Consider the following 23,001-nt stretch of genomic DNA (forward strand, 5'->3'; position numbering starts at 1 on the left):
CACCCGTTCCAGAGCCGTCCGCTCCGCTCGGTCCGGGCCGGCCGCAGCGGCCCGAGCCCGCCGATCAGACCCGGCGGGATCTGCCGCTGCCCGCGCCACCGGCGCCACGGCGCTCGCCCGAACAGCGCGTTCCGGCCCGTCCCGAACCGCCCGCCGGACCCGTACCGGCGGACCTCCCCGCTCCGGCCGCGCCGGTCGGCCGGCACGCCGGCTGGCATCGCCACCATTACCTGATCGGGGTGTTCCTGGTCGCCTACGGCCTGACCGGGCTGCTGGGCACGCTGATCGGCTGGTCCGACCACCAGCGCGAGATCGTGGCCTACCTCGCGCGGACGGCGGGGGTCGGCGCCGGGATCGCGACTCCCCTGCTCGCCCTCGTCAAGGTCGTCCAGCTGCTGCTGACCCTCACCGTGCTCGGCGGCGTGCTGCGCCGCAAGGACGTGTGGATGCTGCCCGCGTTGCTCGGATGGATGGCCGGCTTCGCCGTGTTCTGTGTCCTCGACCTGTGGGCCGGATTCATGGGCCGGCTGCTCGAGCACCTCGTCTACCTGCTCGTGCTGACCGTGCTGCTGGTGGTGTCGTACACCCTCAGCGTGAAGGTCCGGGTCGGCGGGGCGGCCCCGCCCGCGCGAAACCAGGGCGGCGACCTGACCCCGCGGAACCTCACCCGTACCCAGGAGATGGCGCTCGCGGCCCTGAACCGCTGGCAGCGCGGCGCCGCGCAGGCCGCCCCGAGCAGCCCTCCCCACCCGGGTCCGCACTAGGACCACGACCGCTCCGCGACGGTCGTACGGGCAGCGCCTCCGGATCGGACCGACGAGGCGGACGTGATCAGAACCGCGTACGGACGCGGCGACCGGACCGCCGCCATCACCGGCACGTTCGTCAACGTCACGAGCAGGATCTTTCCCGGTTAGCCGCGCCCCGTGGCGGATCGCCTGGTCGAATGCGGGTGTCGTCGATCGTCAAGCCGTCATGAAGGTGTGGGGTCGAATGAGCGAGTTGCCGATGAGCGAGTTGCTGTTGCGCGGGGCCCGGCCGTGGGGGGCCGGACACGAGGCCGACATCCTGGTGCGCGCCGGTGTCATCGAGCGGATCGAGGCCGGCGTCGAGGCAGCGGACGCCGAGGTGATCGACCTCTCCGACCGGCTGGTGCTGCCGGGCCTGGTCGAGGCGCACTGCCATCTCGACAAGACCCTGTACGGCCGCGACTGGGTGCCGCACCCGGCCGGTGACGCGCTGGCCGACCGGATCGCCACCGAGCGCAGGCTGCGTGGCGAGCTGGGCACACCGGACGTGGACGCCATCACCGCCCTGCTGGAACGGATGGTCGCCTCGGGCACCTCCCACGTGCGCAGCCACACCGACATCGATCCGGCGCTGGGCCTGTCAGGCGTCGCGGCGGTCGAGGCGGCCGCGCGCCGGCTGGACGGCCGGGTCACGGTCGAGCAGGTGGCCTTCCCGCAGTACGGCATCCTCACCAACCCGGGGACCGCAGAGCTGCTGGAAGAGGCCCTGGCGGGCGGCGTGGGAACGATCGGCGGGATCGATCCCGCCGGCATCGACGGGGACCCGGTGCGGCACCTGGACGTGGTGTTCGGGCTCGCCGAGCGCCACGGGGCCGCGATCGACATCCATCTGCACGACGGCGGCACCCTGGGCACCTGGCAGCTCGAACTGATCGCCGAGCGCACCGCGGTCACCGGGCTCGGCGGGCGGGTGGCCGTCAGCCACGCCTACGGGCTGGGCCAGGCCGGGGAGGCCGACCAGGAGCGGCTGGCCGTGCGGCTGGCCGAGGCGGGCGTCGCCGTGGTGACCGGGGCGGTCTACAGCTTCCCGGTGCCGCCGGTGAAGCGGCTGAGGGCGGCCGGTGTCACCGTGGCCTGCGGCCATGACGGGATCCGGGACCTGTGGGGACCGTACGGCAGCGGTGACATGCTCGATCGGGCCATGCACCTGGCCTACCGCAGTACGTTCCGTCGCGACGAGGACATCGAGCTGGCGCTGCACGCGGCGACCTACGGCGGCGCGCGGCTGCTGGGGCTACCGGCCTACGGGCTGACGCCGGGCGCGCCGGCCGACCTCGTGGTCGTCGACGCGGCCACCCCGGCCGAGGCGGTCGTCACCCGGCCGGCGCGCGACCTGGTCCTGAAGGACGGACGCGTGGTAGCCCGGTCCGGACGCCTCGCCCCCTGAACCGGCCCGGCCGAGGCCGGACCGGTGTGCGCACTCGCGCACAAGTGCATGATCACGCCAGAGACCTCCCCGCCGTGATCATGCAGTTATGCGCACGGAGACACCGCCCCCCTCCGCCGAAGACCCGCCCTGACACAACTGCATGATCACGCCAGAGACCCCCCCCGCCGCGATCACGCCGTTGTGCCCGTGCCGGGCTCGGCCGGATCCGCGCGTGAGCGCTCCGACCCGCGCGCGATGCGCGGGCTTCGCTCGGCGTTTTCTTGATCGACATGCTGTGGCGTCAGCCTGGCGGCGCCAACCCCCTCTCCCCGGGAGCCGCCATGCGCATCGCCAGCCCGCCGATAATCCTCGTGATGGCCGTCGCCGCCGTGATCGGATTCACCGCCCCCGCCGAGGCGGATGCGAAGCCGCGCGCCTTGAAGGTCATGACCTTCAACATCCACCACGGCCAGGGCACCGACGGCAACGTGGACCTGCGGCGCATCGCCGAGGTGATCGATGGCGGGGATCCCGCCGTGGTCGGCCTCCAGGAGGTCGACCGGCACTGGTCGGAGCGCAGCGACTTCGTCGACCAGGCGTCCTGGCTGGCCCGTCGGCTGCGCATGCACGTCGTGTACGGCGCCAACCTCGATCTCGATCCGCTGACGCCGGGCGAACCGCGGCGCCAGTACGGCACGGCGATCCTGTCGCGTTCGCGGATCATCGATTCGGACAACCGGTTCCTGCCGAAGTACGAGGGACACGAGCAGCGCGGCCTGCTGCGGGCGCGCGTCAAGGTGCGCGGGGTCCCGCTGCAGGTGTACAACACCCACCTCCAGCACGACAACGCGGCCGAGCGGCTGGAGCAGGCCCAGGCCATCAAGACGCTGATCGGGCGACCACGGGAGTCGTTCGTGCTCCTCGGAGATCTCAACGCGACCCCCGAGCAGCCGGAGATCCGCGCGCTCGCCGACGACATGGCCGACTCGTGGGTGGAGGGCGGTGTCGGCGACGGCCTCACCTACGACAGTGAGGATCCGACGAGCCGGATCGACTACGTTCTGACGTCCTCGAGGGTGGTCACCCGCACGGCGGCGGTGGTCACCAGCGATCCCGTGGCCTCCGACCATCTGCCCGTCATCGCCGAGGTCCTGCTGCCGGGCTCGCGGCACGGCGACCGTTAGATCACGGCGGCCGAGAGCCGCCCCTGACCGCCGTGGGGCGGACGCTGCGGAGGGCCCCTGCCAGGGCCCTTCTCAGCGCGGCCCCGGCACCTCGCCCGCGTCCGAGCCGCCGAGCGGGTCAAGACCGGGCGGCTGCTCGGACGTTCCTCCGTCAGCCGCGGCCAACGGCAGCCACAGCACGAAGGTGCTGCCCACGGCCGGCTCGGAGAACAGCCGGACGTACCCGGCGTGGGCCTCCACGATGTGCCTGACGATCGCCAGACCCAGGCCGGTGCGCCGTTCCCTGGAGCGGCGCCCGGCGGGTCCCCGCCAGAACCGGTCGAACACGCGAGCCTGGTCGTCGGCCGGGATGCCGGGGCCGCCGTCCCTGACGGCGATCCACCGCCAGCCCTCGTGCGCGCCGGTGGCCACGGTGATCCGGGTGCCGACGGGCGCCAGCCGTACGGCGTTGGACAGCAGGTTCCCCACCGCCCGGCGCAACGCGTCGTGGTCGCCGATGACGACGGCGCCCGTGCCGAGTTCACGCTCGATGGTCAGGCCCCTGCCGGCCGCGAGCGAGTCGAACTCCTCGGCCGCCTCCCGGGCGACCGCGGCGAGATCCACGTCGGTGTCCTGCAGCGCCGGTGCGGAGCGTCGCGCGGTGGCCAGCAGATCCTCGACCAGCCGCGTCATCCGCGTGGTGGCCCGGTCGACCACCAGCGCCGCCCGGCGGCGGTCCTCGTCGGTGGTGTCCGGCGCCGTGAGCACCGTGTCGAGGTTCGCCCTGATGATGGCCAGCGGGCTGCGCAGTTCGTGTGAGGCGTCGTCGATGAGCCGGCGCTGCGCGTCGAAGGCCGTGTCGAGCCGGTCGAGCATGGAGTCGATCGTGTCGGCGAGGTAGCGCAGCTCGTCCTTGGGCCCGTCGAGCCGGATCCGCCGGGACAGATCCGTGGCCTGAATGTCCTCCGCGGTACGGGCGATGGCGCGCACCGGTTTGAGCGCGCGTCCCGACAGCACCCAGCCGATGCCGAGGCTCGCCACGAACAGCCCGCCCAGCATGCCGAGCGAGTAGTGCTTGACGGTCTGCTGCGTCTCGTAGTTGACCGCCCGCTCGACCTGCCGGACGTCGGCCACGGGGATCGTGCCGAGATAGGTCCTGGTGCCGTCGGACTCGTACCGGAAGTTCTTCGCGTACCGCGTGGTGATCGGGCCGGCGTCGGTGCGCTCGGCGAGTACGAGGTAGATGCCTCCTAGCACGAGGGCGGCCAGCGCGAACAGCAGCGTCGAATAGAGCACGGTGAGCCGGAACCTGATCGAGTGCGCGAAACCCGGCAGCCGCGGTCGCCCCGGCGTCGGTGGACGGCGGATCATGGGCCGGCCCCGGCCGGCGTCTCCTTGAGCCGGTAGCCGTGACGCACCACGGTCTCGATGAGCCGCTCCTCGTCCCCGTCGCTCAGCTTGCGGCGCAGCGTCCCGATGGTGACCCGCACCGTGTTGGTGAAGGGATCGGCGTTCTCGTCCCACACGTGTTCGAGCAGGTCCTCGGTCGACACCACCTGCCCGGGCCGGCTCATCAGGTACCGCAGCACCGCGAACTCCTTCGGGCTGAGCTGCAGCCGTCGCCCACCCCGGTAGGCCTCGTGCCGGGCCGTGTCGAGCCGCAGCTCGCCCACCGTCCACACGGCGGAGCCGCCACCGCTCTCGCGGCGCAGCAGCGCCCTGACGCGGGCCAGCAGCTCGGCGAAGGCGAACGGTTTGACGAGGTAGTCGTCGGCGCCCTCGTCGAGACCGCGCACCCGGTCGGCGAGCCGGTCGCGCGCGGTCAGCATCAGGATGCGCAGGTCGGGCCCGGTCTCGCCGGCCAGCTCTCCGCGGCGGATCGCGCCGCAGAGTTCCGTGCCGTCGCCGTCCGGCAGGTTGAGATCCAGGATCATCAGGTCGTACGAGGTGACGTAGAGCTTTTGCGACGCCTCCGCGAGGTCGAAGGCCGTGTCGGTCGCGTAGTCGGCGCGGACCAGGCCGAACCTCAGCGCCTCGACGAGGTCCTCTTCGTCCTCGACGACCAGTACCCGCATCGGCTCAGCCTCCCTCTTCCACACCTGCTCTCACCCGTCAACGGATGAGCTGCTGGGCGCGATCCACTGCGCGGTCCACCGGGATCGCGAACCCGATGCCGATGGAGCCGGAACCGCCCCGGCTCAGTGTCGCGATGGCCGTGTTGACCCCGACCACCTCACCCCGCGCGTTGACCAGTGGCCCGCCGGAGTTGCCGGGATTGATGGACGCGTCGGTCTGCAGCGCGGTCTGCCGCTCACCCCCGCCCAGCCGCACCTCCCGGTTCATCGCGCTCACGATGCCGCCGGTCACGGTCCCGGCCAGGCCGAGCGGCGAGCCGATCGCCAGCACGGGGTCGCCGACCCTTACGTCCGCCGAACGGCCGAAGACCAGCGGCGGCGGGCTCTGCCCGGCGTCGACGGACACCACGGCGATGTCGTGGGCGGGATCGGTGCCCACGACCTGGCCCGGCAGCCGCCGCCGGTCGGAGAGCACGACGGTCACGTCTCCGCCGCCCTCCACGACGTGGGCGTTGGTGAGCACGTGGCCGACGCGATCGATGACGAAACCGGACCCGGTCCCGCGCGAGTTGGTCGCGCGGACCTCGAGGGAGACGACGCTCGGCTGCACGCGAGCCGCGACATCGCTGAGGTCTCCCGGCCCGTTCGCGGGCCCGGCCGCCGACCGCGCCGGCGGCGCGAGCGCCCGGTCCGAGGTCAGGGCGGCCCCGGTGATCCCGGCCACTCCCCCGGTCAGCGCCGCGGCCAGCACCGCGACGAGGACGACCCGCCCGCCCTGCCCGACCCCGGTCGGACGCGTCCCGCCGGGACGGGCCCCGGTGGCCTGTTCCGGCGAAGCCCACGGGGCGGGCGGCACCGGCGCGAACGCCCCGACGCCCGATCCGCGGAACGCTCCCGCAGGGCCCGGCCGGGCGGGCAGGAAGTCCGGGCCGCGCGGTTCGCCGAGACCCAACCTGGCGTCGGCACGGGCCGGCCCGTGCGGGCGCCGCCCGGTCTCGAGCGGTCTGCTCTCCGGCGATCCCGTCTCGGCTCCGCCGAGCGCGATTGCGTCGCTCATCAACACTCCTTAGGGGATGCGGGAGAACCAGAGAAGTGACCCGGCCGCCGCGACGCAGGCGAGGAGCAGGCCGCCGCCGATGAACCACGCCCAGATCTCGCGTCGCTCGGTGCGGTAGCCGACGCTGCTGCCGATGTCCTCGTAGACCTGGCGCAGCTCGGCGCCGGTGGCGGCCTCGTAGAACCGCCCGCCGGTGTCCTGCGCGAGCCGTTCCAGCGCGGGGCCGTCGACCGGCACCGCGACCGGTGTCCCGTTCTGGTAGATCACGCCTTCGGCGGTGCCGTAGGCGATGGTCGAGACGGGGATGCGCGTCTGCGCCGCCCGCTCGGCGGCGACCTCGGGGCTGCGGCCGGCGGTGTTGGTTCCGTCCGACAGCAGCACGACGCGTCCGGGTGGTGCGCTCTCTCCGAACTGCACGCCGAAGTCCGTGATCGCCTGCAGCGAGGTGAAGACGCCCTCTCCGATCGCGGTACGCGGGCCGAGCGTGAGCCCGTCGATCCCGGCGAGCATGGCCCGCCGGTCGGTGGTCGGCGCGACGGTCACCGCCGCGCTGCCCGAGAAGGCGACCAGACCCACGTTGAAGCGGTCGGGCAGCGAGTTCACGAACGCGCGGGCGGCCAGTTTGGCCGCGGCCAGCCGGCTCGGCTCCACGTCGGTCGCCTCCATGGAGGTCGACACGTCGACCGCCACCATGATGGTCGCCTGCTCGCGCGGGACCCGTACGTCGGTGGCGGGGCGGGCGAAGCCGGTCACGAACAGGCCCATCATGAGCAGGAACGCGGCCGCCGGAGCGTGCCGGCGCCATCCCGGACGCAACGGCGCGACCTTCTCCAGCAGAGCCAGGTTGGTGAACCTGACCGCGTACCTGCCGCGCCGCAACTGCAGGGCGACGTACACGGCGGCCAGCGCGAGCAGGGCCGCGAGCAGGAACAGCCGCCCGGGCGCGAGGAAGCTCATCGCCGCTCCCCCGCACCGGTCATCGGGGACGGGGGCGGTGGCGCGGCCGCGGCCATCCTGCGGCTGGTCAGGACGTGGGCGATGATGTCGCGCATCCAATCCCCGTCGGTGCGCAGGCGCAGATGTGCCGCCCCGGCCCGGCGCAGCGCCCCCTCGATGGCGGTCCGCTGCTCGGCGGCGGCCGCCGCGTAGCGCTCGCGCAGCCGTCTGCCCGCCGTCGGGATCTCCCGGCGCCGCCCCGACTCGGGATCGACGACCGTGAGCAGCCCGACGTCCGGCAGCGTCAGCTCGCGCGGGTCCACGACCTCGACGGCCAGCACCTGGTGCCGCCGGGCCAGCAGCCTCAGCGGCCGGTCCCACGACTCCACCGGTTCGAGGAAGTCCGACACGACGACGGTCAGCCCGCGCCGGCGCCCCGTCGTCCGGCCGAGCACGTCGGCGCCGGCTCCGAGCGAAGGGGCCGCGGGGCCGCCGGGCGCCGCACGCGGCACGTCCAGCAGGGCACGGAGCAGGCCGAGCAGATGCGGGCGTCCGGTGCGTGCCGGTACGTGGCGCGGCCCGCCCTCGCACAGGATGTGCGCGCCGATCCGGTTGCCGGCGCGCTCGGTGAGGAACGCGACCGCGGCCACGGCGACGACCGCGAGATCGCGCTTCTCCAGCCGGCCGGTGCCGAAGTCCATGCTGGCGGTCGCGTCGACGAGCGCCCACGTCTCCAGTTCCCGGTCGGCGACGCGGTCGCGTACGTGCGGTGTCGTCGTTCGGGCGGTGAGGTTCCAGTCCATGGTCCGCACGTCGTCGCCGGGCACGTACTCGCGCCCTTCGGCGGCCTCGGTGCCGGGACCTGGCACCAGGCCGAGGTGGTCGCCCTGCAGCAGCCCGTACAGCCGCCGCACGATGGTCAGCTCCAGCCGCCGCAGCGCCTGCTCGGGCGCCAGATCGCGCAGGTCGGGCGTTGTCATGCGGCCGCTCCCCTGAACGGCCGCCGGTCGCCGGCCGGTCCCACGGGTGACTCCACGTCGGGTGCGACCACGTCCGGGGACTCGTCGTCGCGCGGCGCGACCCGCGGCACCGGGACGGCGGCGACGATCTGGCCGACGATGGACCTCGCGGGCACCCCGTCGGCGAGCGCGTCGAACGACAGCACCAGGCGATGCGCGATCACATCGCCGGCGAGGTCGCGTACGTCGGCCGGCAGCACGTAGTCGCGGCCGCGCAGCAGGGCCAGCGAGCGGGCCGCGGCGACCAGCCCGAGAGTGGCCCGCGGGCTGGCCCCGTAGGAGATCAGCCGGGCCACGTCCGCGATCCCGTAGCCGGCCGGGTCACGGGTGGCCGCGATCAGCCGGACGGTATAGCGCGCGATGGCGTCATGCACGAACACCCGCTCGGCCGCGCGCCGCAGCGCGATCAGCCGCTCCGCGTCGAGCAGCACGGACGGCGCCGGCGGATCGACGCTCATCCGGTAGAGGATCGCCAGTTCCTCGGATTCCGTCGGATAACCGACGTCGATCTTCATCAGGAAGCGATCGCGCTGTGCCTCGGGGAGTTGGTAGACCCCCTCGGACTCGATGGGGTTCTGCGTCGCCAGCACGAGGAACGGCTCCGGTACCGTGAAGGTGCGGCCGCCGATGCTGATCTTCCGCTCCGCCATCACCTCCAGCAGCGCCGACTGAACCTTGGCGGGCGCCCGGTTGATCTCGTCGGCCAGCACGATGTTGGCCATCACCGGGCCCGGTTCGACGTCGAAGCTCTCCGTCGACGGGCGGTAGATGCGGGTGCCCACGATGTCCGAGGGCACCAGGTCGGGGGTGAACTGGATCCGCGCGAACGACCCGCCGACCACCGTCGCGAGGGTCTCGGCGCCGAGGGTCTTGGCGACACCCGGCACGCCCTCCAGCAGGCAGTGCCCGCCGGAGAGCACGGCGACCATCAACCGCTCGACCATGCGGTCCTGCCCGACGATGACCCGCTTGACCTCGAACACCGCCCGCTCGAGCAACGCGGTCTCGGCGGACGGGTCGTCCGGGCCCCGGGCCTGCGCGTGCGGCCCGCCCGAGGGCGCGCCGGCCCGGGCGGCGTCGGGCTCGCTCATCGCGTGTCCGCCGCCTGGGCGGCCGAGGACGCCCGGTCGGGGCAGTCCTCATGCGGGCCCGTCGCGGATCTCGCCGGGACCCACGTGCCGGATTCATAGTGATCGACGATCTGCAGTTCCGTACGCCCGCCGTCGGGGTCGGCTGCGAAGGCCGTGCCGCCGGCGGTGACCAACGCCGCTCCGGCCACTCCCGCTCCGGCCAACGTGATCTTGACGCGCCTGCTGAGTGCCATGCTCCGCTTCCCTTCACTGGGTTCGCCCCGGCTCTGTGCCGGTACGCACGATCACAGCAAGAGACACCGAAAGCGGGCTTAAGGACTCGGCTCGCGGCCACGGAGGCCGTCCGGCTCGGGCCCTCAGCGGCGACCTGCCGCGGGATGTCCCCGAAGTCGTCCGGGGCCGGCGGCGGTCACGGCGACACGATCCAGGCGACGGCGGTCATCGTGCCGGGCGGCACCTCGGTGAACCCGGCGTCCCGTACGGCCACGGTGGCGCGCTCGACACACTCCTCCCACGGCACGTCCCGCAGGAGATGGACGGTGAGACCGGCGTCGAGCCATGCCGCCCGGGTCGCCGCCGCCGACCGGCGCAACAGCAGATGGGCGGCGTGCCCGGACTGCGCGGCGGCCTTGCCGGTGCTCATCGCGACGTGCGGATTGAGCGCGATGGCCGCATACGGCCGCCCGGGAGGCGGCTTCGGCTCCTCGTCATCGGCCAGGTCGAGCCCGGCGACCTGCAGCTTGGCCAGCTCGGGCGGCACCTCGGTGACCGGGCCCGGCAGGAAAGCCCGCGCCTGGGCGCCCGCGTGGTCGACCGTCACGCCGGGAAGCTCCTGCACGGCCTGCCAGCGCGCTCCTCGCGCACGCCGCGCGACCTTCCGGATCCGGCCGGACTCCCACCGGCTCACCGGCTCGCGCCACTCACCACCCGTCGCGCGGGGATCGGTGAGCAGGCGCACGACGGCCATCGCGGCGGTCGCGCACACGGTGCTGTGCGCCGGCGGCGCCGCCTTCTCGGCGTGCACGGCGAGCTGCATCGCCCACGGAGGGTCATGATCGTCGTACATCGAACTCCCTGTGGCACCGGCGGCGTGGCCTACGAGTCTTCCACCAGCGGATAGGCGCCGACGACCCGCCCGTGGCGGCATGAAACCCTGGCGACCGATAAGCAATCGGAGGTCTTCACTCGTGACCACACCCACCCCCAAGGTGATCACGGCATCCCCGCCCACTTTTCTGCTCCGGCACGGCCGGTCGCTGCTGCTCATCGTATTGATCGCGCTCAACCTGCGGCCGGCGGTCACGGGCGTGGCGCCGTTGCTCGGCGACATCCGAGAAGACCTCGGCCTCTCCAGCGCGGCCGCCGGGGCGCTCACGACGCTGCCGGTGCTGTGCTTCGGGTTCTTCGGGTTGATCGCCCCCGCGTTGACCCGCCGGGTCCGCGAGGAGGTCCTGCTCGCGGGAAGCATGGCACTGCTGATCGTCGGAATCTTCGTGCGCATCGGCCCATGGCAGCTCACGCTCTTCGCCGGGGCGCTGCTGGTGGGATTGGCGATCAGTGTCGGCAACGTCGCGGCACCGGCGCTGTTCAAGCGGGATCAGCCCGAGTCGGTCACGTTCGTGACGGCGGTGTACACGACCGCGGTAACGCTCGGAGCGGCCGCCTCGTCGGGAATCATGGTGCCGATCCAGGAGGTGGCCGACTCGGGCTGGCGGCTGCCGCTGGGCGTCCTCGCCGCCCCCGCCCTGATCGCGGGGCTCGCCTGGCTGCCACGGGCCCGGCGCGCCGCGCGCAAGCCCATCGCCCAAGGCACGACGGCGGCCTCCCTCTGGCGTGACCGGCTGGCCTGGCAGATCACCGCCTTCATGGGCCTGCAGTCACTGCTGGCCTACGTGGTCTTCGCCTGGCTTCCCACCCTGTGCCAGGACCGCGGGCTGAGTCAGGGCAGCGCGGGTCTGGTGCTCGCCGTCTCATGTCTCGTGCAGGCGACCGGATCGCTCTTGGTGCCCGCCATCGATCGGCACCTGCGCGACCAGCGGCCACTCGTCCTCGCGGTCGTCGCGTTCACGGCCGTCGGCCTCGCCGGCGTCGCCTGGGCGCCCGTCGGGCTGATCTGGCTCAACGCGGTCGTGCTCGGCCTCGGCCAGGGCGCGGGCTTCGCCCTGGCCCTCGCCTTCATCGGCCTGCGGTCCGGGGACGCCCGGGTCGCCGCCCGCCTGTCGGGCATGGCCCAGGGCGTCGGCTACCTCATCGCGGCCGTCGGCCCGTTCGCCGTCGGGCTCCTGCACGACGTGTCGAACGGCTGGACCGTTCCGATCGCCATCCTGATCGCCATCGCGCTCCTCGAGGGTCTTCCCGGCATGATGGCCGGCCGGGCCCGCACGATCAGGGCGGCCACGCCTGCCACAGTGGTCGAATGATTCAGACCGCTACCACCGTGGTGTACAAGAACCGCTGGATCTCCCTGCGGGAGGACCGGATCCGGCTGCCCGACGGTTCCGCGGGCATCTACACCGTGATCGACAAACCCACGGCGGCGTTGATCATCCCTATGGAGGGCGACGGCTTTCATCTCATCGAGCAGTTCCGTTACCCGCTCGGCCGGCGGTCCTGGGAGTTCCCGCAGGGCACCTGGCCGGACGAGCGGCAGACGCCGGCCGAGGAGCTGGCGCGCGCCGAGCTCGCCGAGGAGACGGGCCTGCGGGCCGGAACGCTGCACAGGCTCGGCCGGCTGGCGCTGGCGCCCGGGATCAGCAGCCAGGAGTGCGACGCCTTCCTCGCCACGGAGCTGACGGCCGGCCCGACCGCCAGGGAGCACACCGAGCAGGGCATGACACAGCACCGGTTCGGCCGCGACGAAGTGGAAGAGATGATCCGTGGCGGTGAGATCACCGACTCTCCGACCATCGCCGCCTACATGCTGTTGCGGCTGCACGAGGAAGTCCGGACAGGTCCGCGCTGAGACGACTTCCTACGACCTCATGTGGGTAGGTGGCAACTTGTACCGCTCGGTACTCGTCTCACTGGTGAGGGCGATTGGGAACTCCTCTGGTCGGAGGTCGCGCAGTGGCCAGCGGTGTCGGCAGGCACACCATTCCGGGGACCGGCACGTTCTTCGTCGGAATCGACATCGCCCCTGGCCGGTATCGCTGTGACGACGGCAAGGGCGGCTGGTGGGTCCGGTTCGCCGGGCCGGGCGGCGGCGAACCGATCGGCTCGTGGCCCCTGCCGATCGGCCCGACCGAGGTCGAGATCAGAGCCGACGACTTCGCGTTCGAGACTCATGTCTCGACCTACTGGAGATTCATCGGCTCATCGTCGGCCGCCGACGGACGCCGTCCGGCGGAAGCTCGCCCCGTGGCCGATCCCGGTCTGAGGCCCGAACTCGACGCGCTCGTCGCCCGGCACGGGGTCCTGCATCGGATGGCTCCGTTGGCCATCCCCCTGCTGTGCGTGCTCGGTATCGCGTTCGGCGGAGCCTGGGGGCTCAGCCTGATCCCGCTGGCCATCATCGTGCTCACCGGGCGGCACCTCAGCGACGACCTGCGCCGGGCGCGTGCGCTGAAGCTGCGCCGGGACCGTTACGTGACCCCGGACGACTTCGACGAGGAGGGCCGGACGCTGCTCGCGCGGGCGCAGGGCGCGATCGACGCCGTACAGGAGTCGGACGTCAACAAAGAGGGCCTGCTCGACACCGTCGACAACGCCGTGACCCTGCCCCGGCAGGAGTGGGAGATCGCGCAGGTGCTCGCCCGGCAGGCGAAGCTGCGCGGCGAGCAGCAGGCGTTCCTCACGTCGGCAACGACGCTGCCGGAGGTCGAGGCGGCCATCCGGCCGCTGCGCGAGAAGCTGGACCTGTCGGTACAGGCGGTGACCCGGCGGATCGAGGCGCTGGAGCGCTACGCGGAACGTACCAGGGCCGCCGACGAGGCGTTTCGCGCGCACCGGCACCTCGACACGCTTTCGGCACATGCCGCGGAGTACGACGAACTACTCGCCGACGCCGTCCGGGAGGATCTCGCGCTGCCGGCCATCGAGCGGCTCACCGACCAGAGCGACGAGCTCGTACGCACCTTGCGCAGCCGGCTCGCCGACGCCGCCGACGCCGGCACCGAACTGCCCCCGGCCGCTCCGTGACATGACCTCACCGGCCCCGGCCCGAGACGGCTCCGTCCAGCTGCGCCTCGGCCTCCGCGACGCCGGCCTCCCGGTCGCGCCGACCTCGCCGGTCTGGCCGATCTAGCGGGTCTCGCCGATCTCGAACTCCTGCGAGAGTTCATGCCGTTCGGCCGAGAGAACGAACTCCGCCGTCTCGACCGGCCGCTCTCCGGCCAGACACGTCCGGCGCAGGACGATGACGACCGCGCTCCTCGGCAGGTCCAGTCGCCGCGACTCCTCCTCGAGCGCCGGGCGGGCCGAGACGGTCTCGGTGGTGCGGGTCACGGTGACGCCGATGGAGGCCATTCGGCACACCGGGCCCTGGCTCGCGAACGGCCCCTGCTCCGGCCACATGACCGCGGTGTCCCGGGTGAGCGCCAGGGGCTCCCACGAGGTGGCCAGCACGATGGGCTCCTCGTCGTCGAAGAACAGGTAGTCGGTGCGCATGACGTCGGCTCCGGCGTCGACCCCGAGCCGCTCGGCGATCGGCGCCGGTGCGGTCGCCTCCGCCGACGTCGCCCGCCTGGCACCGTTCAGCGCGACGGGCGGCGAGGCGCCGGGCGGCTCGTGGTGCAGGCGCCGAGCCTCGGGGCGGCGGCGCACGTAGGTGCCCGAGCCCGGACGGCCCTCCACCAGGCCCTCGTTCATCAGGACTTTGACGGCCTCGACGGCGACCCGGTCCGACACCGTGTAGCGGCGTGACAGTTGCGTGCGGGAGGGCACTCGCTCTCCAGGAGCCAGCTCGCCCTCCTGGATCCGGTGGCGAAGGTCGTCGGCGATGCGCAGATACGTGGGTCTGCTCACGGGGGTCCTCGCATCCGGCAAGTCAGTGCGACTCGATCGGTACAGCTTGACGATCTGCGCACGTCTGTTCAACCCGAATACGACAACTCAGCCGACATGGCTCTCTACGCCCCATAGACCCGCTCGGGGGCAGGAGCCTCGGTGAGCAGCTCGTCGACGGCCTTTCCGACCTCCGACGGCTCCCAGCGCGCCTGCTTGTCGACGCGCGGTCCGTGCCGCCATCCCGTCGCCAGCCCGATGACCCCTCCCTCGACCTCGAACGTCCGGCCGGTGACATGCCCCGACCCGGCGCTGCCCAGCCAGACGACCAGCGGCGACACGTTCGCCGGGTGCATGGCGTCGAAGCCGGCGTCCGGCCTGGCCATCGCGCCGGTGAAGACCTGCTCGGTCATGCGGGTCCGGGCGGCGGGGGCGATGGCGTTCACCGTGACGCCGTAGCGGGCCAGCTCCGCGGCCGCGATGAGCGTCATCGCCGCGATGCCGGCCTTGGCCGCACCGTAGTTGCCCTGCCCGACGCTGCCCAGCAGTCCCGCGCCCGAGGAGGTGTTGATGACCCGGGCGTCGACGTCCTGCCCACGCTTCGAGCGCTCCCTCCAGTACGCGGCGGCGTGCCGCAGCGGCGCGAAGTGGCCCTTGAGGTGGACGCGTATGACGTCGTCCCACTCCTGCTCACCCATGGAGACGATCATCCGGTCGCGTACGAAGCCGGCGTTGTTGACGAGCACGTCGAGCGACCCGAAGGCGTAGATCGCGGCCTGTACGAGTGCGGCCGCCCCATCCCAGTCGGCGACGTCGTCGGCATTCGCGACCGCCTCTCCGCCCGAGGCCCGGATCTCCGCCGCGACCGACTCGGCCACCGCACGGGTACCGCCGCCGCCGTCCGGCTCGACGCCCAGGTCGTTGACGACGACCCGCGCGCCCTGCCGGGCGAACTCCAGCGCGTGCTCGCGCCCGATCCCCCGGCCGCCGCCCGTGACGATCACAACCCGGTCCGCCATCAAGCTCATCGTGCCTCCTTCACTGCACCTCCCGCTTCGCCGCCCTGATCCCGCGAGCCTCCACGGACGGAGACCGCCGGATCAAGGCGGCGAAGCGGTGCGGGCGGTCTTGTGGGCGACGGCCTCGGCGACGACGTGCGACCAGGCCGGTCGTTCTCCGCCACCGTCGACGGTCAGCGTCGAGCCGGTGATGTACGCGGCCTCCGGCGCCCCGAGGAACAGGCAGGCGGCCGCCACGTCGGCAGGCTCGGCGAGCCGTCTGGCCGGGACCGTCGCACCCACCTGGGCGAGGGTGCCCGCGCCGCCGTAGTGCTCGCCGGCCGCGCCGGTGTCGGCCAGCCCCACCACGACGCTGTTGACCCGGACCTTCGGCGCCCATTCGGCCGCGAGGCAGGCGGCCAGGTGGTGCAGACCCGCCTTCGCGGCACCGTAGGCGGCCGTACCCGGCGACGGCCGGACACCGCTGACACTGCCGACCATCACGATCGCGCCGCCGTCGTCCTGGGTCCGCATGACCTGGTGGGCCCGTTGCGACACGTGCAGCGGCGCGACCAGGTTGAGCTCGATCACTTTGGCGTGGAAACCCGGCGAGGCGTCGGCGGCCGGCACGTACGGGGAGCCGCCCGCGTTGTTGACGACCGCGTCCAACCGGCCGTACCGCTCCGCGACGGCGTCGATCAGGCTCTCGACCTGGTGGGCGTCGCGCACGTCCGCCTGCACGAACCATGCCGCACGACCTCCCGCGGAGGGCGGGCGGTCCGGCGGCCGCCTGGCGCACACCACCACGTCGGCGCCGGCCGCGAGAAAGGCCGAGGCGACACCCGCTCCGATGCCCTTCGTCCCTCCGGTGACGAGCACCGTCCGGCCGCCGTAGTCATAGGAGATCGCCACGGTCCTCCCTGATCGTCTACCCGCCATCATGCTACGTTACCAAGCAAGCGTTAGGTATCGAGGTGGGCATGGGCATCACGCGCCAGATGGCCGCTCCCGGGGTGGCCGAGGTCGTCATCGACGTACCGCCGGTCAACGCCCTCACCGTCCGCGGCTGGTACGAACTCGCCGACGCGCTCCGCTCGGCGGGGGCCGACCCGCAGACCCGGGTGGTCGTACTCCGCGCCGAGGGCCGCGGCTTCAGCGCCGGCGTCGACATCAAGGAGATGCAGCGCACCTCCGGCTTCGATGCTCTGATCGGCGCGAACCGGGGCTGCTCCGCCGCGTTCGCCGCCGTGTACGAGTGCGAGGTCCCCGTGATCGCGGCCGTGCAGGGCTTCTGCCTGGGCGGCGGCATCGGCCTGGTGGGCAACGCCGACATCATCGTGGCCTGCGACGATGCGACCTTCGGGCTGCCCGAGGTCGACCGCGGCGCGCTCGGGGCGGCGACGCACCTCGCCCGGTTGGTCCCGCAGCACCTGATGCGGGCGATGGTCTACACCTGCCGGACGGCGACGGCCGGGCAACTCCATCACTACGGATCGGTGCTCGAGGTCGTGCCGCGCGACCGGCTCAGGGACGCCGCCCTCGGCGTGGCCGCGCAGATCGCCGCGAAGGACCCGTACGTCATCAGGTGCGCCAAGGAGTCGCTCAACGGCATCGACCCGGTCGATGTGAAGCGCAGCTACCGCTTCGAGCAGGGCTTCACGTTCGAGCTCAACCTGTCCGGAGCCGGCGACGCGCACCGCGACGCCTTCCTCGGCGAAGAGACCGCCGGACCGGAGGCCTGATGACGGCTAGCGAGCTAGTGGTGGCCGGACGGAGGAGCGAGCGAGTGCGAGGAACGAGCGCTCGGGAGCGACGAGGGAAGCCGCCGCGTCAAGGCGCCCGAGAGCAGGCGAGCGGAGCGAGCCGATGAACACGAACAAACTGCTTTCGGCCGAGGAGGTCGTCGGGTCGCTGGAGAGCGGCATGACGATCGGCATCGGCGGCTGGGGTTCACGCCGCAAGCCGATGGCCCTGGTCCGGGCGATCTGCCGCTCTGAGCTCACCGACCTGACCGTCGTGTCGTACGGCGGCGCCGACGTGGGTCTGCTGTGCGCGTACGGCAAGGTGCGCCGGCTCGTCGCGCCCTTCGTCACGCTCGACTCCATTCCGCTGGAACCGCATTTCCGAAGGGCTCGCCAGGACGGGTCGATGGAGTTCACGGAGTACGACGAGGGCATGTTCATGTTCGGGCTGCTGGCCGCCGCGCACCGGCTGCCGTTCCTGCCCACCTATGCCGGGCTCGGGTCGGACGTGCTGCGCGTGAACCCCGAACTCAAGACGGTGCGGTCGCCCTACGGCGGAGAGGAGCTCGTCGCGGTGCCACCGCTGACGATGGACGTCGCGCTGGTGCACCTGAACCGGGCGGACCACCGGGGCAACGGGCAGTACCTCGGCCCGGACCCCTACTTCGACGACCTCTACTGCAAGGCCGCGAGTCGCGCCTATGTCAGCTGCGAGCGTGTCGTCGACACGGCGGAACTGCTCAAGGAGGGACCGGTGCAGAGCCTGCTCGTCAGCCGGGCGCACGTGACGGGCGTCGTGGAGACCCCGAACGGCGCGCATCCCACGACGTGCGAGCCCGACACAGAGCGCGACGAGGCCTTCCAGCGGCTGTACGTCCAGGCGGCCGCCGACCCCTCGGGCTGGGCGGAGTTCCGTGACCGGTTCCTGAGCGGCGACGAGCGTGCCTACCAGGACGCCGTACGGCACTGGCATGAGGAGGCGTCCCGATGACGGCGACCAGGGCCGAGGTCTGCGCGGTCGCCTGCGCCGAGGCGTTCCGCGGCGACGGCGAGATCCTCGCGGCGGGCATCGGCGGCGCGGTCACCGTGCTCGGCGCCCGGCTGGCCCGGCTCACCTTCGAACCGGACCTCATCACCCACGACGGCGTCTGCCTGCTGACCGGCGACGTGCCCCCGCTCGGCGAGACCCCGCGGGAGGTCGAGGGCTGGCTGCCGTTCCGCGACCACCTGTGGCTGGTGCTGAACGGCAGGCGGCACGTCATGCTGGGCGCGAGCCAGATGGACCGTCACGGCAGCAGCAACATCTCCTGCATCGGCGACTGGGCCAGGCCCAAGGCACAGTTGCTCGGAGCGCGCGGCGCGCCGGGGAACACCCACTGCAACACCACGAGCTACTGGATCCCGAGACACTCCCCCCGGGTCTTCGTCGACCGGGTCGACATGGTGAGCGGCCTCGGCTGGGACCGCGGCGCGCACGAGATCCGGGTGGTGGTCACCGACCTCGCGGTCCTCGACTTCGCCACTCCCGACCGCGGCATGCGGCTGCGCTCGGTGCACCCGGGCGTGACGGTGGACGAGGTCGTCGACCGCACCGGTTTCGACCTGGTCATCGAGGGCGAGGTGCCCGAGAGCAGGCAGCCCACCGAAGAGGAGCTGCGGATCATCCGGGAGGTGCTCGACCCGGGCGGCCTCCGTGACCGCGAGGTGCGTACATGATCCGTACGGCCCTGACCGAGCTCACAGGCGCCCGGTATCCGGTGGTGCAGACCGGCATGGGCTACGTCGCCGGCGCGCGACTCGCCGCCGCCACGTCGAAGGCCGGCGGGCTCGGCATCGTCGCGGCGTCGACCATGTCCGTGGAGCAGATGCGCGGTGCCATCCGGGAGGTCAAGGAGCGCACGGACGCGCCCTTCGGGGTGAACATCCGCTCCGACGCCGCCGACGCCGCCGACCGGGTCGACATCATGATCAAAGAGGGCGTGCGGGTGGCGTCCTTCGCGCTCGCACCCGACCGGGAACTGATCGCGAGGCTCAAGGACGCGGGCGTCGTCACGATCCCGTCCGTGGGCGCGAGGAGGCACGCGGAGAAGGTCGCGTCCTGGGGCGCGGACGCCGTCGTCGTGCAGGGCGGCGAGGGCGGCGGCCACACCGGCCCGGTGCCCACCACGCTGCTGCTCCCCGACGTGGTCGCGGCCGTCGACATTCCGGTGATCGCCGCAGGCGGCTTCTTCGACGGCCGCGGTCTCGTCGCAGCCCTGGCGTACGGCGCGGCGGGCATCGCGATGGGCACCCGCTTCCTGCTGACCTCCGACTCCCCGGTGGCGGAGGAGGTGAAGCGGGTCTACCTCGGCAAGTCCGTCCGCGACACCGTCGTGACCACCAAGGTCGACGGCGTCCCCCACCGCGTGCTGTCCTCGGAGCTCGTGTCGTCGCTGGAGTCGGCGGGCCGGCTGCGCGGCCTGTTGCGGGCGTCGCGCAACGGGGCGCGGTTCAAGAGGCTGTCCGGCCTGTCCTGGGGCGAGATGATCCGCGAGGGCCGGCGCATGAGACGCGCCAGGGAGCTGACCTGGGCGCAGGTTCTCATGGCGGCCAACACCCCGATGCTGCTCAAGGCCGCCATGGTCGACGGCCGCACCGACCTCGGCGTCATGGCCTCCGGCCAGGTCGTCGGCCTCCTCGACGACCTGCCATCGTGCGAGGAGCTCATCACCCGCATCATGCGGGACGCCGCGGCCACCCTCGACACCCTCGCCGCACTGCACGACGACTGAGCTCCGACACGGCCGGCCCCATGCCGGCCGGCAGTTCAAGGCCGGCGCTTGACGCCCCGGGACTTATCCACATGTCCCGACGCCTCTTCTCGCGGGCCGCACGCCGACGGCAGGATTTCGAACATGCTCGACGAACTCCGCTCGCGGCAGGCCGGGGTCGTCGCCCGGGCGCAGGCGCTCGGCTGCGGACTGACCGACTCGTGGTCACGCGCCCGAGTGAGCAGCGGCCAATGGCAACGGCCGTACGCCGGCGTCTACGTCACCTACAGCGGGCCGATCAGCCGCGCCTCCTGGCTCTGGGCGGCGTTGCTGCGGTGCGGTCCGGATGCGATGTTCAGTCACGAGACGGCCGCCGAGCTCGACGGGCTCATCGACAGGCCCGGTCGCGTCATCCATGTGACCGTACCGCGCACGCGCCGGTTGGCCGCACCCCCGAGGATCCGCGTCCACTATTCACGACGAGTGGCCGAGGCCCGTCATCCGGTGCGTGAGCCGGCCCGGACCCGGATCGAGGAGACGGTCATCGATCTGACCCAGGACGCCTCGACGCTGGACGACGCCATGGGGTGGATCGCACAGGCCTGCGGCAGCCGTCGCACCACGGCCGGACGGATCGCCCACCGAGAGACCCTGCGAGGTCGCCGCTCAGCTGGCCCGTGTCCTGAAGCGCAACGGCTGGGCAGGGAACCCGCGGCCTTGCGGCCCCGGCTGTGCGGTGCTCAGCCGTCGCCGAGGACAACGGGAAGGATCTTGAGCGCCCCAACGTCGAAAATCCTTCCCACTGACTCATGGCCCCCAGCACGGGCCCGCTACTTGGTCGGGGTCAGGCGGGCTCGGAGGTCGGCGGCGGACTTGCGGATCGCGTCCGGATCCGCGTCGCGCAGCAGCACGTCGGCCATCCACGCGGCGGTCTGCCGCAGCTCGTCCGGGCCGAACCCGCGCCGGGTGACCTCCTGGGTGCCGATCCGCAGGCCCCGATCGCCGGCGGGGTCGTCGTCGCTCTGCCACGGCAGCCCCACGGCGCTGAGATAGATGCCCGCGGCGGCCAGCTTGGCCGCGGCGGCGGGACCGCCGCCTAGCAGGTGCGCGTCCACGGCCACGTGGTGCGACTCGGTGAAGCCGCGGTCGGCTCCCGCCACCGTGAATCCCTCGTCGTGCAGCGCCGCCGCGAAGGCCTGGGCGTTGGCGACGCACCGGTCGGCGTAGGCCCCGCCGTCCTGCAGGATCTCGGCCGCCGTGACGGCGAGCGGGGCCAGCCGCCCCGCGTCGTAGTTGGCGGTCAGCCCGGGGAAGACCGCGGTCGAGACCCGTTCCGCGAGGTCGGCGTCGTTGGTGGCGATCACTCCGCCGGGCGGGCCGCCGAAGGACTTGTACGTGGAGAACGTCAGCAGCCGCGCGCCCTCGGACAGGGGCCGCTGGAAGCGCCCGGCCGCGACGAGCCCGGCCATGTGCGAGGCGTCGTAGACGAGCACCGCGCCGGCCGCCTCGGTGATCTCGCGGATCGCCGCGACCCGGTGCGGGAACAGCAGCAGGCTCGCGCCGATGACCACGACACGAGGTCGTTCCCGCTCGAGGAACTCCGGCAGGGCGTCGAGGTCCACGTCGAAGGCGCCGATGTCGTAGGGCAGGTCGACCACGCGCAGCCCGCGCACGCCCGGGGCGCCGATGGCGTGGTGGCTGGTGTGCCCACCGGCCCGTTGCGGCAGGACGGCGATCGTGTCGCCCGGCACGGCGAGAGCGGTGTAGACGGCGAGGTTGGCGAACGTCGCGCTCTGGCTGCGCACCTCCGCGAAGCGGGCCTCGACCAGCCGGGCCACGAGCGTCGGGGCGAGGACCTCGAGAATGTCGAGATGATCGAGGCCGGTCTGGTACTTCTCGCCGGGCCAGCCCATGCTGGGCCGCGCGCCGACGAGGGGCTCGCTGACACGCTGCGCCGTGGTGCTCATGACGTTGGTGCCCGCGTACAGGACGATGCCCTCGTCGTCGAACCGCCGGGCATGGTCGCCGAGCGCACGCCGCACGGTGCCGGTCACCCCGGCGAGCGACAGGTCGGTCAGACCGGCCGCCACTTCGGCGATGCGGGCGCGCGCCACCGGCGATGCCCACGGCGCGATGCTCTGCGGCTCCTGGCTCATTCCTCACCCCACTGTGATCCGCTCGATGATCTCCCCAAGCAAGTCAAACAGTACGAGACCGGACGAGACAGCCGCTAGGGATGGTCTTGGGGATATTCGGCGCGCAGGTCGTCCACGACCGGGCGAGCGCCGTCGAGGCCGGCTATTCCCCCGGCAGCCTGATCACGGCCAGGAGGGCGTCGAACGGGTCGGCGACGACGGCGACCCTGCCCTGCGGCGAGTCGATCGGCCCGCGCAGCACCCGTCCGCCCGCCGCGGTGACCCGGCGCGCGGCCTCGTCTGCGTCGTCGACGGAGAAGTAGGTCATCCACTGGCGCGGTGCTCTCGGCTCGCTCCAGATGCCCGCCACACTGTCCTCACCGGCCAGCACGGTCCAATAGTCGAAGCCCGCGATCCCCATGGACCGGACCGGGCGGTCGAGGACCGCGCCGTAGAACCGCACCGCCATGGCGGGGTCGGCGGTGCCGAGCTCGTGCCAGGCCATCGCACCGGGTTCGGCCACGATCCGGGCGCCCTGGTGCTCGCGGCCCTGCCAGACGGCGAACAGGACGCCCGCGGGGTCCTCGCCCAGCGCCACGCGGCCCTGGTCGGCGACCTCCCGGGGAGCCAGGACGAGCGAGCCGCCCGCCTCGGTGATGCGCCGAGCGGTGGCGTCGGCGTCGTCGGTCGCGAAGAAGGTGGTCCATCGACGGGCCGGGCCGTCGCCGGTGCCGGTGATGCCCGCGACGGGCTCTCCGTGGAGCAGGCACGTGGTGTAGCCACCGGCCGCGGGCGAACCCCCCTCGAACTCCCAGCCGAACAGGGAACCGTAGAACTCCCGGGCCTCGGCGACGTCGGGAACCGCGATCTCGACCCAGGCGGGCGCGCCGGCCGGGTGACTTTCCGTGATCATGTG

The 23,001-nt window shown here is 72.5% G+C and carries 22 protein-coding genes and 1 pseudogene; 10 read left to right on the plus strand and 13 right to left on the minus strand.

What is annotated here, in order from left to right; translation table 11 throughout:
* The 3 genes and pseudogenes from HKK72_RS20395 to HKK72_RS20405 all read left to right on the plus strand — a co-directional run.
* Window positions 1-764, plus strand: a pseudogene (locus HKK72_RS20395) (hypothetical protein); the annotation flags it as partial.
* Between the two features lie 229 nt (window positions 765-993).
* Window positions 994-2,196: an amidohydrolase gene (locus HKK72_RS20400; RefSeq protein WP_261987003.1), complete on the plus strand. Its 1,203-nt coding sequence runs from the start codon at window positions 994-996 to the stop codon at window positions 2,194-2,196.
* A gap of 323 nt (window positions 2,197-2,519) precedes the next feature.
* The gene (locus HKK72_RS20405) at window positions 2,520-3,362 is read left to right on the plus strand and encodes an endonuclease/exonuclease/phosphatase family protein (protein WP_187235995.1); all 843 of its coding nucleotides are present in this window, start codon (window positions 2,520-2,522) and stop codon (window positions 3,360-3,362) included.
* A 72-nt stretch (window positions 3,363-3,434) separates the two neighbouring features.
* Here HKK72_RS20405 and HKK72_RS20410 read toward each other — a convergent pair whose 3' ends face one another.
* The 8 genes from HKK72_RS20410 to HKK72_RS20445 all read right to left on the minus strand — a co-directional run bounded on the left by HKK72_RS20410 (window position 3,435) and on the right by HKK72_RS20445 (window position 10,585).
* On the minus strand, window positions 3,435-4,712 hold the full coding sequence (locus tag HKK72_RS20410) for a sensor histidine kinase (RefSeq protein WP_187235996.1): 1,278 nt from the start codon (window positions 4,710-4,712) through the stop codon (window positions 3,435-3,437).
* Window positions 4,709-5,416, minus strand: coding sequence for a response regulator transcription factor (locus HKK72_RS20415; RefSeq protein ID WP_187235997.1), 708 nt, complete (start codon window positions 5,414-5,416; stop codon window positions 4,709-4,711). Before HKK72_RS20415 ends, HKK72_RS20410 begins: the two co-directional genes overlap by 4 nt.
* Window positions 5,417-5,453: 37 nt before the next feature.
* Window positions 5,454-6,473 (minus strand): S1C family serine protease, encoded by a 1,020-nt coding sequence (locus HKK72_RS20420; protein ID WP_187235998.1) that lies wholly within the window; start codon window positions 6,471-6,473, stop codon window positions 5,454-5,456.
* A 9-nt stretch (window positions 6,474-6,482) separates the two neighbouring features.
* Window positions 6,483-7,430, minus strand: coding sequence for a VWA domain-containing protein (locus HKK72_RS20425; RefSeq protein WP_187235999.1), 948 nt, complete (start codon window positions 7,428-7,430; stop codon window positions 6,483-6,485).
* Entirely contained in the window at window positions 7,427-8,389 is a 963-nt protein-coding gene (locus tag HKK72_RS20430) for a DUF58 domain-containing protein (protein ID WP_187236000.1), read from the minus strand. The genes HKK72_RS20425 and HKK72_RS20430 overlap by 4 nt, the downstream gene beginning before the upstream one ends.
* The gene (locus tag HKK72_RS20435) at window positions 8,386-9,519 is read right to left on the minus strand and encodes an AAA family ATPase (RefSeq protein WP_187236001.1); all 1,134 of its coding nucleotides are present in this window, start codon (window positions 9,517-9,519) and stop codon (window positions 8,386-8,388) included. The genes HKK72_RS20430 and HKK72_RS20435 overlap by 4 nt, the downstream gene beginning before the upstream one ends.
* Window positions 9,516-9,752, minus strand: a complete 237-nt coding sequence (locus tag HKK72_RS20440) for a hypothetical protein (RefSeq protein ID WP_187236002.1) — start codon at window positions 9,750-9,752, stop codon at window positions 9,516-9,518. Before HKK72_RS20440 ends, HKK72_RS20435 begins: the two co-directional genes overlap by 4 nt.
* A gap of 176 nt (window positions 9,753-9,928) precedes the next feature.
* Window positions 9,929-10,585: a hypothetical protein gene (locus HKK72_RS20445; RefSeq protein ID WP_261987004.1), complete on the minus strand. Its 657-nt coding sequence runs from the start codon at window positions 10,583-10,585 to the stop codon at window positions 9,929-9,931.
* A gap of 121 nt (window positions 10,586-10,706) precedes the next feature.
* On the opposite strand from HKK72_RS20445, the gene HKK72_RS20450 reads away from it, so the two are divergent.
* The 3 genes from HKK72_RS20450 to HKK72_RS20460 all read left to right on the plus strand — a co-directional run bounded on the left by HKK72_RS20450 (window position 10,707) and on the right by HKK72_RS20460 (window position 13,656).
* Window positions 10,707-11,939, plus strand: a complete 1,233-nt coding sequence (locus tag HKK72_RS20450; RefSeq protein WP_315987352.1) for an MFS transporter — start codon at window positions 10,707-10,709, stop codon at window positions 11,937-11,939.
* Entirely contained in the window at window positions 11,936-12,481 is a 546-nt protein-coding gene (locus HKK72_RS20455; protein WP_187236004.1) for an NUDIX domain-containing protein, read from the plus strand. Before HKK72_RS20450 ends, HKK72_RS20455 begins: the two co-directional genes overlap by 4 nt.
* Window positions 12,482-12,585: 104 nt before the next feature.
* Window positions 12,586-13,656, plus strand: a complete 1,071-nt coding sequence (locus HKK72_RS20460; protein ID WP_187236005.1) for a hypothetical protein — start codon at window positions 12,586-12,588, stop codon at window positions 13,654-13,656.
* Between the two features lie 102 nt (window positions 13,657-13,758).
* Here HKK72_RS20460 and HKK72_RS20465 read toward each other — a convergent pair whose 3' ends face one another.
* From HKK72_RS20465 to HKK72_RS20475, 3 genes are all read right to left on the minus strand, one after another.
* Window positions 13,759-14,481: a GntR family transcriptional regulator gene (locus HKK72_RS20465; protein ID WP_222720923.1), complete on the minus strand. Its 723-nt coding sequence runs from the start codon at window positions 14,479-14,481 to the stop codon at window positions 13,759-13,761.
* A gap of 104 nt (window positions 14,482-14,585) precedes the next feature.
* Window positions 14,586-15,488 (minus strand): SDR family oxidoreductase, encoded by a 903-nt coding sequence (locus HKK72_RS20470; RefSeq protein WP_187236006.1) that lies wholly within the window; start codon window positions 15,486-15,488, stop codon window positions 14,586-14,588.
* Between the two features lie 72 nt (window positions 15,489-15,560).
* Window positions 15,561-16,370: an SDR family oxidoreductase gene (locus tag HKK72_RS20475; RefSeq protein ID WP_315987353.1), complete on the minus strand. Its 810-nt coding sequence runs from the start codon at window positions 16,368-16,370 to the stop codon at window positions 15,561-15,563.
* Window positions 16,371-16,438: 68 nt separating this feature from the next.
* Between HKK72_RS20475 and HKK72_RS20480 the strand changes: the two genes are divergently transcribed.
* From HKK72_RS20480 to HKK72_RS20495, 4 genes are all read left to right on the plus strand, one after another.
* Complete coding sequence (locus tag HKK72_RS20480; RefSeq protein ID WP_187236008.1) at window positions 16,439-17,200, plus strand: enoyl-CoA hydratase family protein; 762 nt, start codon at window positions 16,439-16,441, stop codon at window positions 17,198-17,200.
* Between the two features lie 124 nt (window positions 17,201-17,324).
* A complete protein-coding gene (locus HKK72_RS20485; protein WP_187236009.1) occupies window positions 17,325-18,191 on the plus strand; it encodes a CoA transferase subunit A in 867 nt (288 codons plus the stop codon).
* Window positions 18,188-18,916: a CoA-transferase subunit beta gene (locus HKK72_RS20490; protein ID WP_187236010.1), complete on the plus strand. Its 729-nt coding sequence runs from the start codon at window positions 18,188-18,190 to the stop codon at window positions 18,914-18,916. Before HKK72_RS20485 ends, HKK72_RS20490 begins: the two co-directional genes overlap by 4 nt.
* On the plus strand, window positions 18,913-19,971 hold the full coding sequence (locus HKK72_RS20495; protein ID WP_187236011.1) for an NAD(P)H-dependent flavin oxidoreductase: 1,059 nt from the start codon (window positions 18,913-18,915) through the stop codon (window positions 19,969-19,971). Before HKK72_RS20490 ends, HKK72_RS20495 begins: the two co-directional genes overlap by 4 nt.
* A gap of 809 nt (window positions 19,972-20,780) precedes the next feature.
* Here HKK72_RS20495 and glyA read toward each other — a convergent pair.
* The gene (glyA, locus tag HKK72_RS20500; RefSeq protein WP_187236012.1) at window positions 20,781-22,106 is read right to left on the minus strand and encodes a serine hydroxymethyltransferase; all 1,326 of its coding nucleotides are present in this window, start codon (window positions 22,104-22,106) and stop codon (window positions 20,781-20,783) included.
* A 142-nt stretch (window positions 22,107-22,248) separates the two neighbouring features.
* Window positions 22,249-22,998, minus strand: coding sequence for a VOC family protein (locus HKK72_RS20505; RefSeq protein WP_187236013.1), 750 nt, complete (start codon window positions 22,996-22,998; stop codon window positions 22,249-22,251).
* Between the last annotated feature and the right edge of the window lie 3 nt (window positions 22,999-23,001).

This window comes from Actinomadura sp. HBU206391, from assembly GCF_014323665.1.
Classification (GTDB): domain Bacteria; phylum Actinomycetota; class Actinomycetes; order Streptosporangiales; family Streptosporangiaceae; genus Actinomadura_C.

What these genes read in the sequence shown, in the direction of transcription:
- HKK72_RS20445 (WP_261987004.1), bottom strand. Translation starts at nt 10,585, where the DNA reads ATGTACGACGATCATGACCCTCCGTGGGCGATGCAGCTCGCCGTGCAC.
- HKK72_RS20420 (WP_187235998.1), bottom strand. Translation starts at nt 6,473, where the DNA reads ATGAGCGACGCAATCGCGCTCGGCGGAGCCGAGACGGGATCGCCGGAG.
- HKK72_RS20425 (WP_187235999.1), bottom strand. Translation starts at nt 7,430, where the DNA reads ATGAGCTTCCTCGCGCCCGGGCGGCTGTTCCTGCTCGCGGCCCTGCTC.
- HKK72_RS20430 (WP_187236000.1), bottom strand. Translation starts at nt 8,389, where the DNA reads ATGACAACGCCCGACCTGCGCGATCTGGCGCCCGAGCAGGCGCTGCGG.
- HKK72_RS20495 (WP_187236011.1), top strand. Translation starts at nt 18,913, where the DNA reads ATGATCCGTACGGCCCTGACCGAGCTCACAGGCGCCCGGTATCCGGTG.
- glyA (WP_187236012.1), bottom strand. Translation starts at nt 22,106, where the DNA reads ATGAGCCAGGAGCCGCAGAGCATCGCGCCGTGGGCATCGCCGGTGGCG.
- HKK72_RS20480 (WP_187236008.1), top strand. Translation starts at nt 16,439, where the DNA reads ATGGGCATCACGCGCCAGATGGCCGCTCCCGGGGTGGCCGAGGTCGTC.
- HKK72_RS20405 (WP_187235995.1), top strand. Translation starts at nt 2,520, where the DNA reads ATGCGCATCGCCAGCCCGCCGATAATCCTCGTGATGGCCGTCGCCGCC.
- HKK72_RS20400 (WP_261987003.1), top strand. Translation starts at nt 994, where the DNA reads ATGAGCGAGTTGCCGATGAGCGAGTTGCTGTTGCGCGGGGCCCGGCCG.
- HKK72_RS20410 (WP_187235996.1), bottom strand. Translation starts at nt 4,712, where the DNA reads ATGATCCGCCGTCCACCGACGCCGGGGCGACCGCGGCTGCCGGGTTTC.
- HKK72_RS20485 (WP_187236009.1), top strand. Translation starts at nt 17,325, where the DNA reads ATGAACACGAACAAACTGCTTTCGGCCGAGGAGGTCGTCGGGTCGCTG.
- HKK72_RS20440 (WP_187236002.1), bottom strand. Translation starts at nt 9,752, where the DNA reads ATGGCACTCAGCAGGCGCGTCAAGATCACGTTGGCCGGAGCGGGAGTG.
- HKK72_RS20490 (WP_187236010.1), top strand. Translation starts at nt 18,188, where the DNA reads ATGACGGCGACCAGGGCCGAGGTCTGCGCGGTCGCCTGCGCCGAGGCG.
- HKK72_RS20470 (WP_187236006.1), bottom strand. Translation starts at nt 15,488, where the DNA reads ATGAGCTTGATGGCGGACCGGGTTGTGATCGTCACGGGCGGCGGCCGG.
- HKK72_RS20455 (WP_187236004.1), top strand. Translation starts at nt 11,936, where the DNA reads ATGATTCAGACCGCTACCACCGTGGTGTACAAGAACCGCTGGATCTCC.
- HKK72_RS20435 (WP_187236001.1), bottom strand. Translation starts at nt 9,519, where the DNA reads ATGAGCGAGCCCGACGCCGCCCGGGCCGGCGCGCCCTCGGGCGGGCCG.
- HKK72_RS20415 (WP_187235997.1), bottom strand. Translation starts at nt 5,416, where the DNA reads ATGCGGGTACTGGTCGTCGAGGACGAAGAGGACCTCGTCGAGGCGCTG.
- HKK72_RS20505 (WP_187236013.1), bottom strand. Translation starts at nt 22,998, where the DNA reads ATGATCACGGAAAGTCACCCGGCCGGCGCGCCCGCCTGGGTCGAGATC.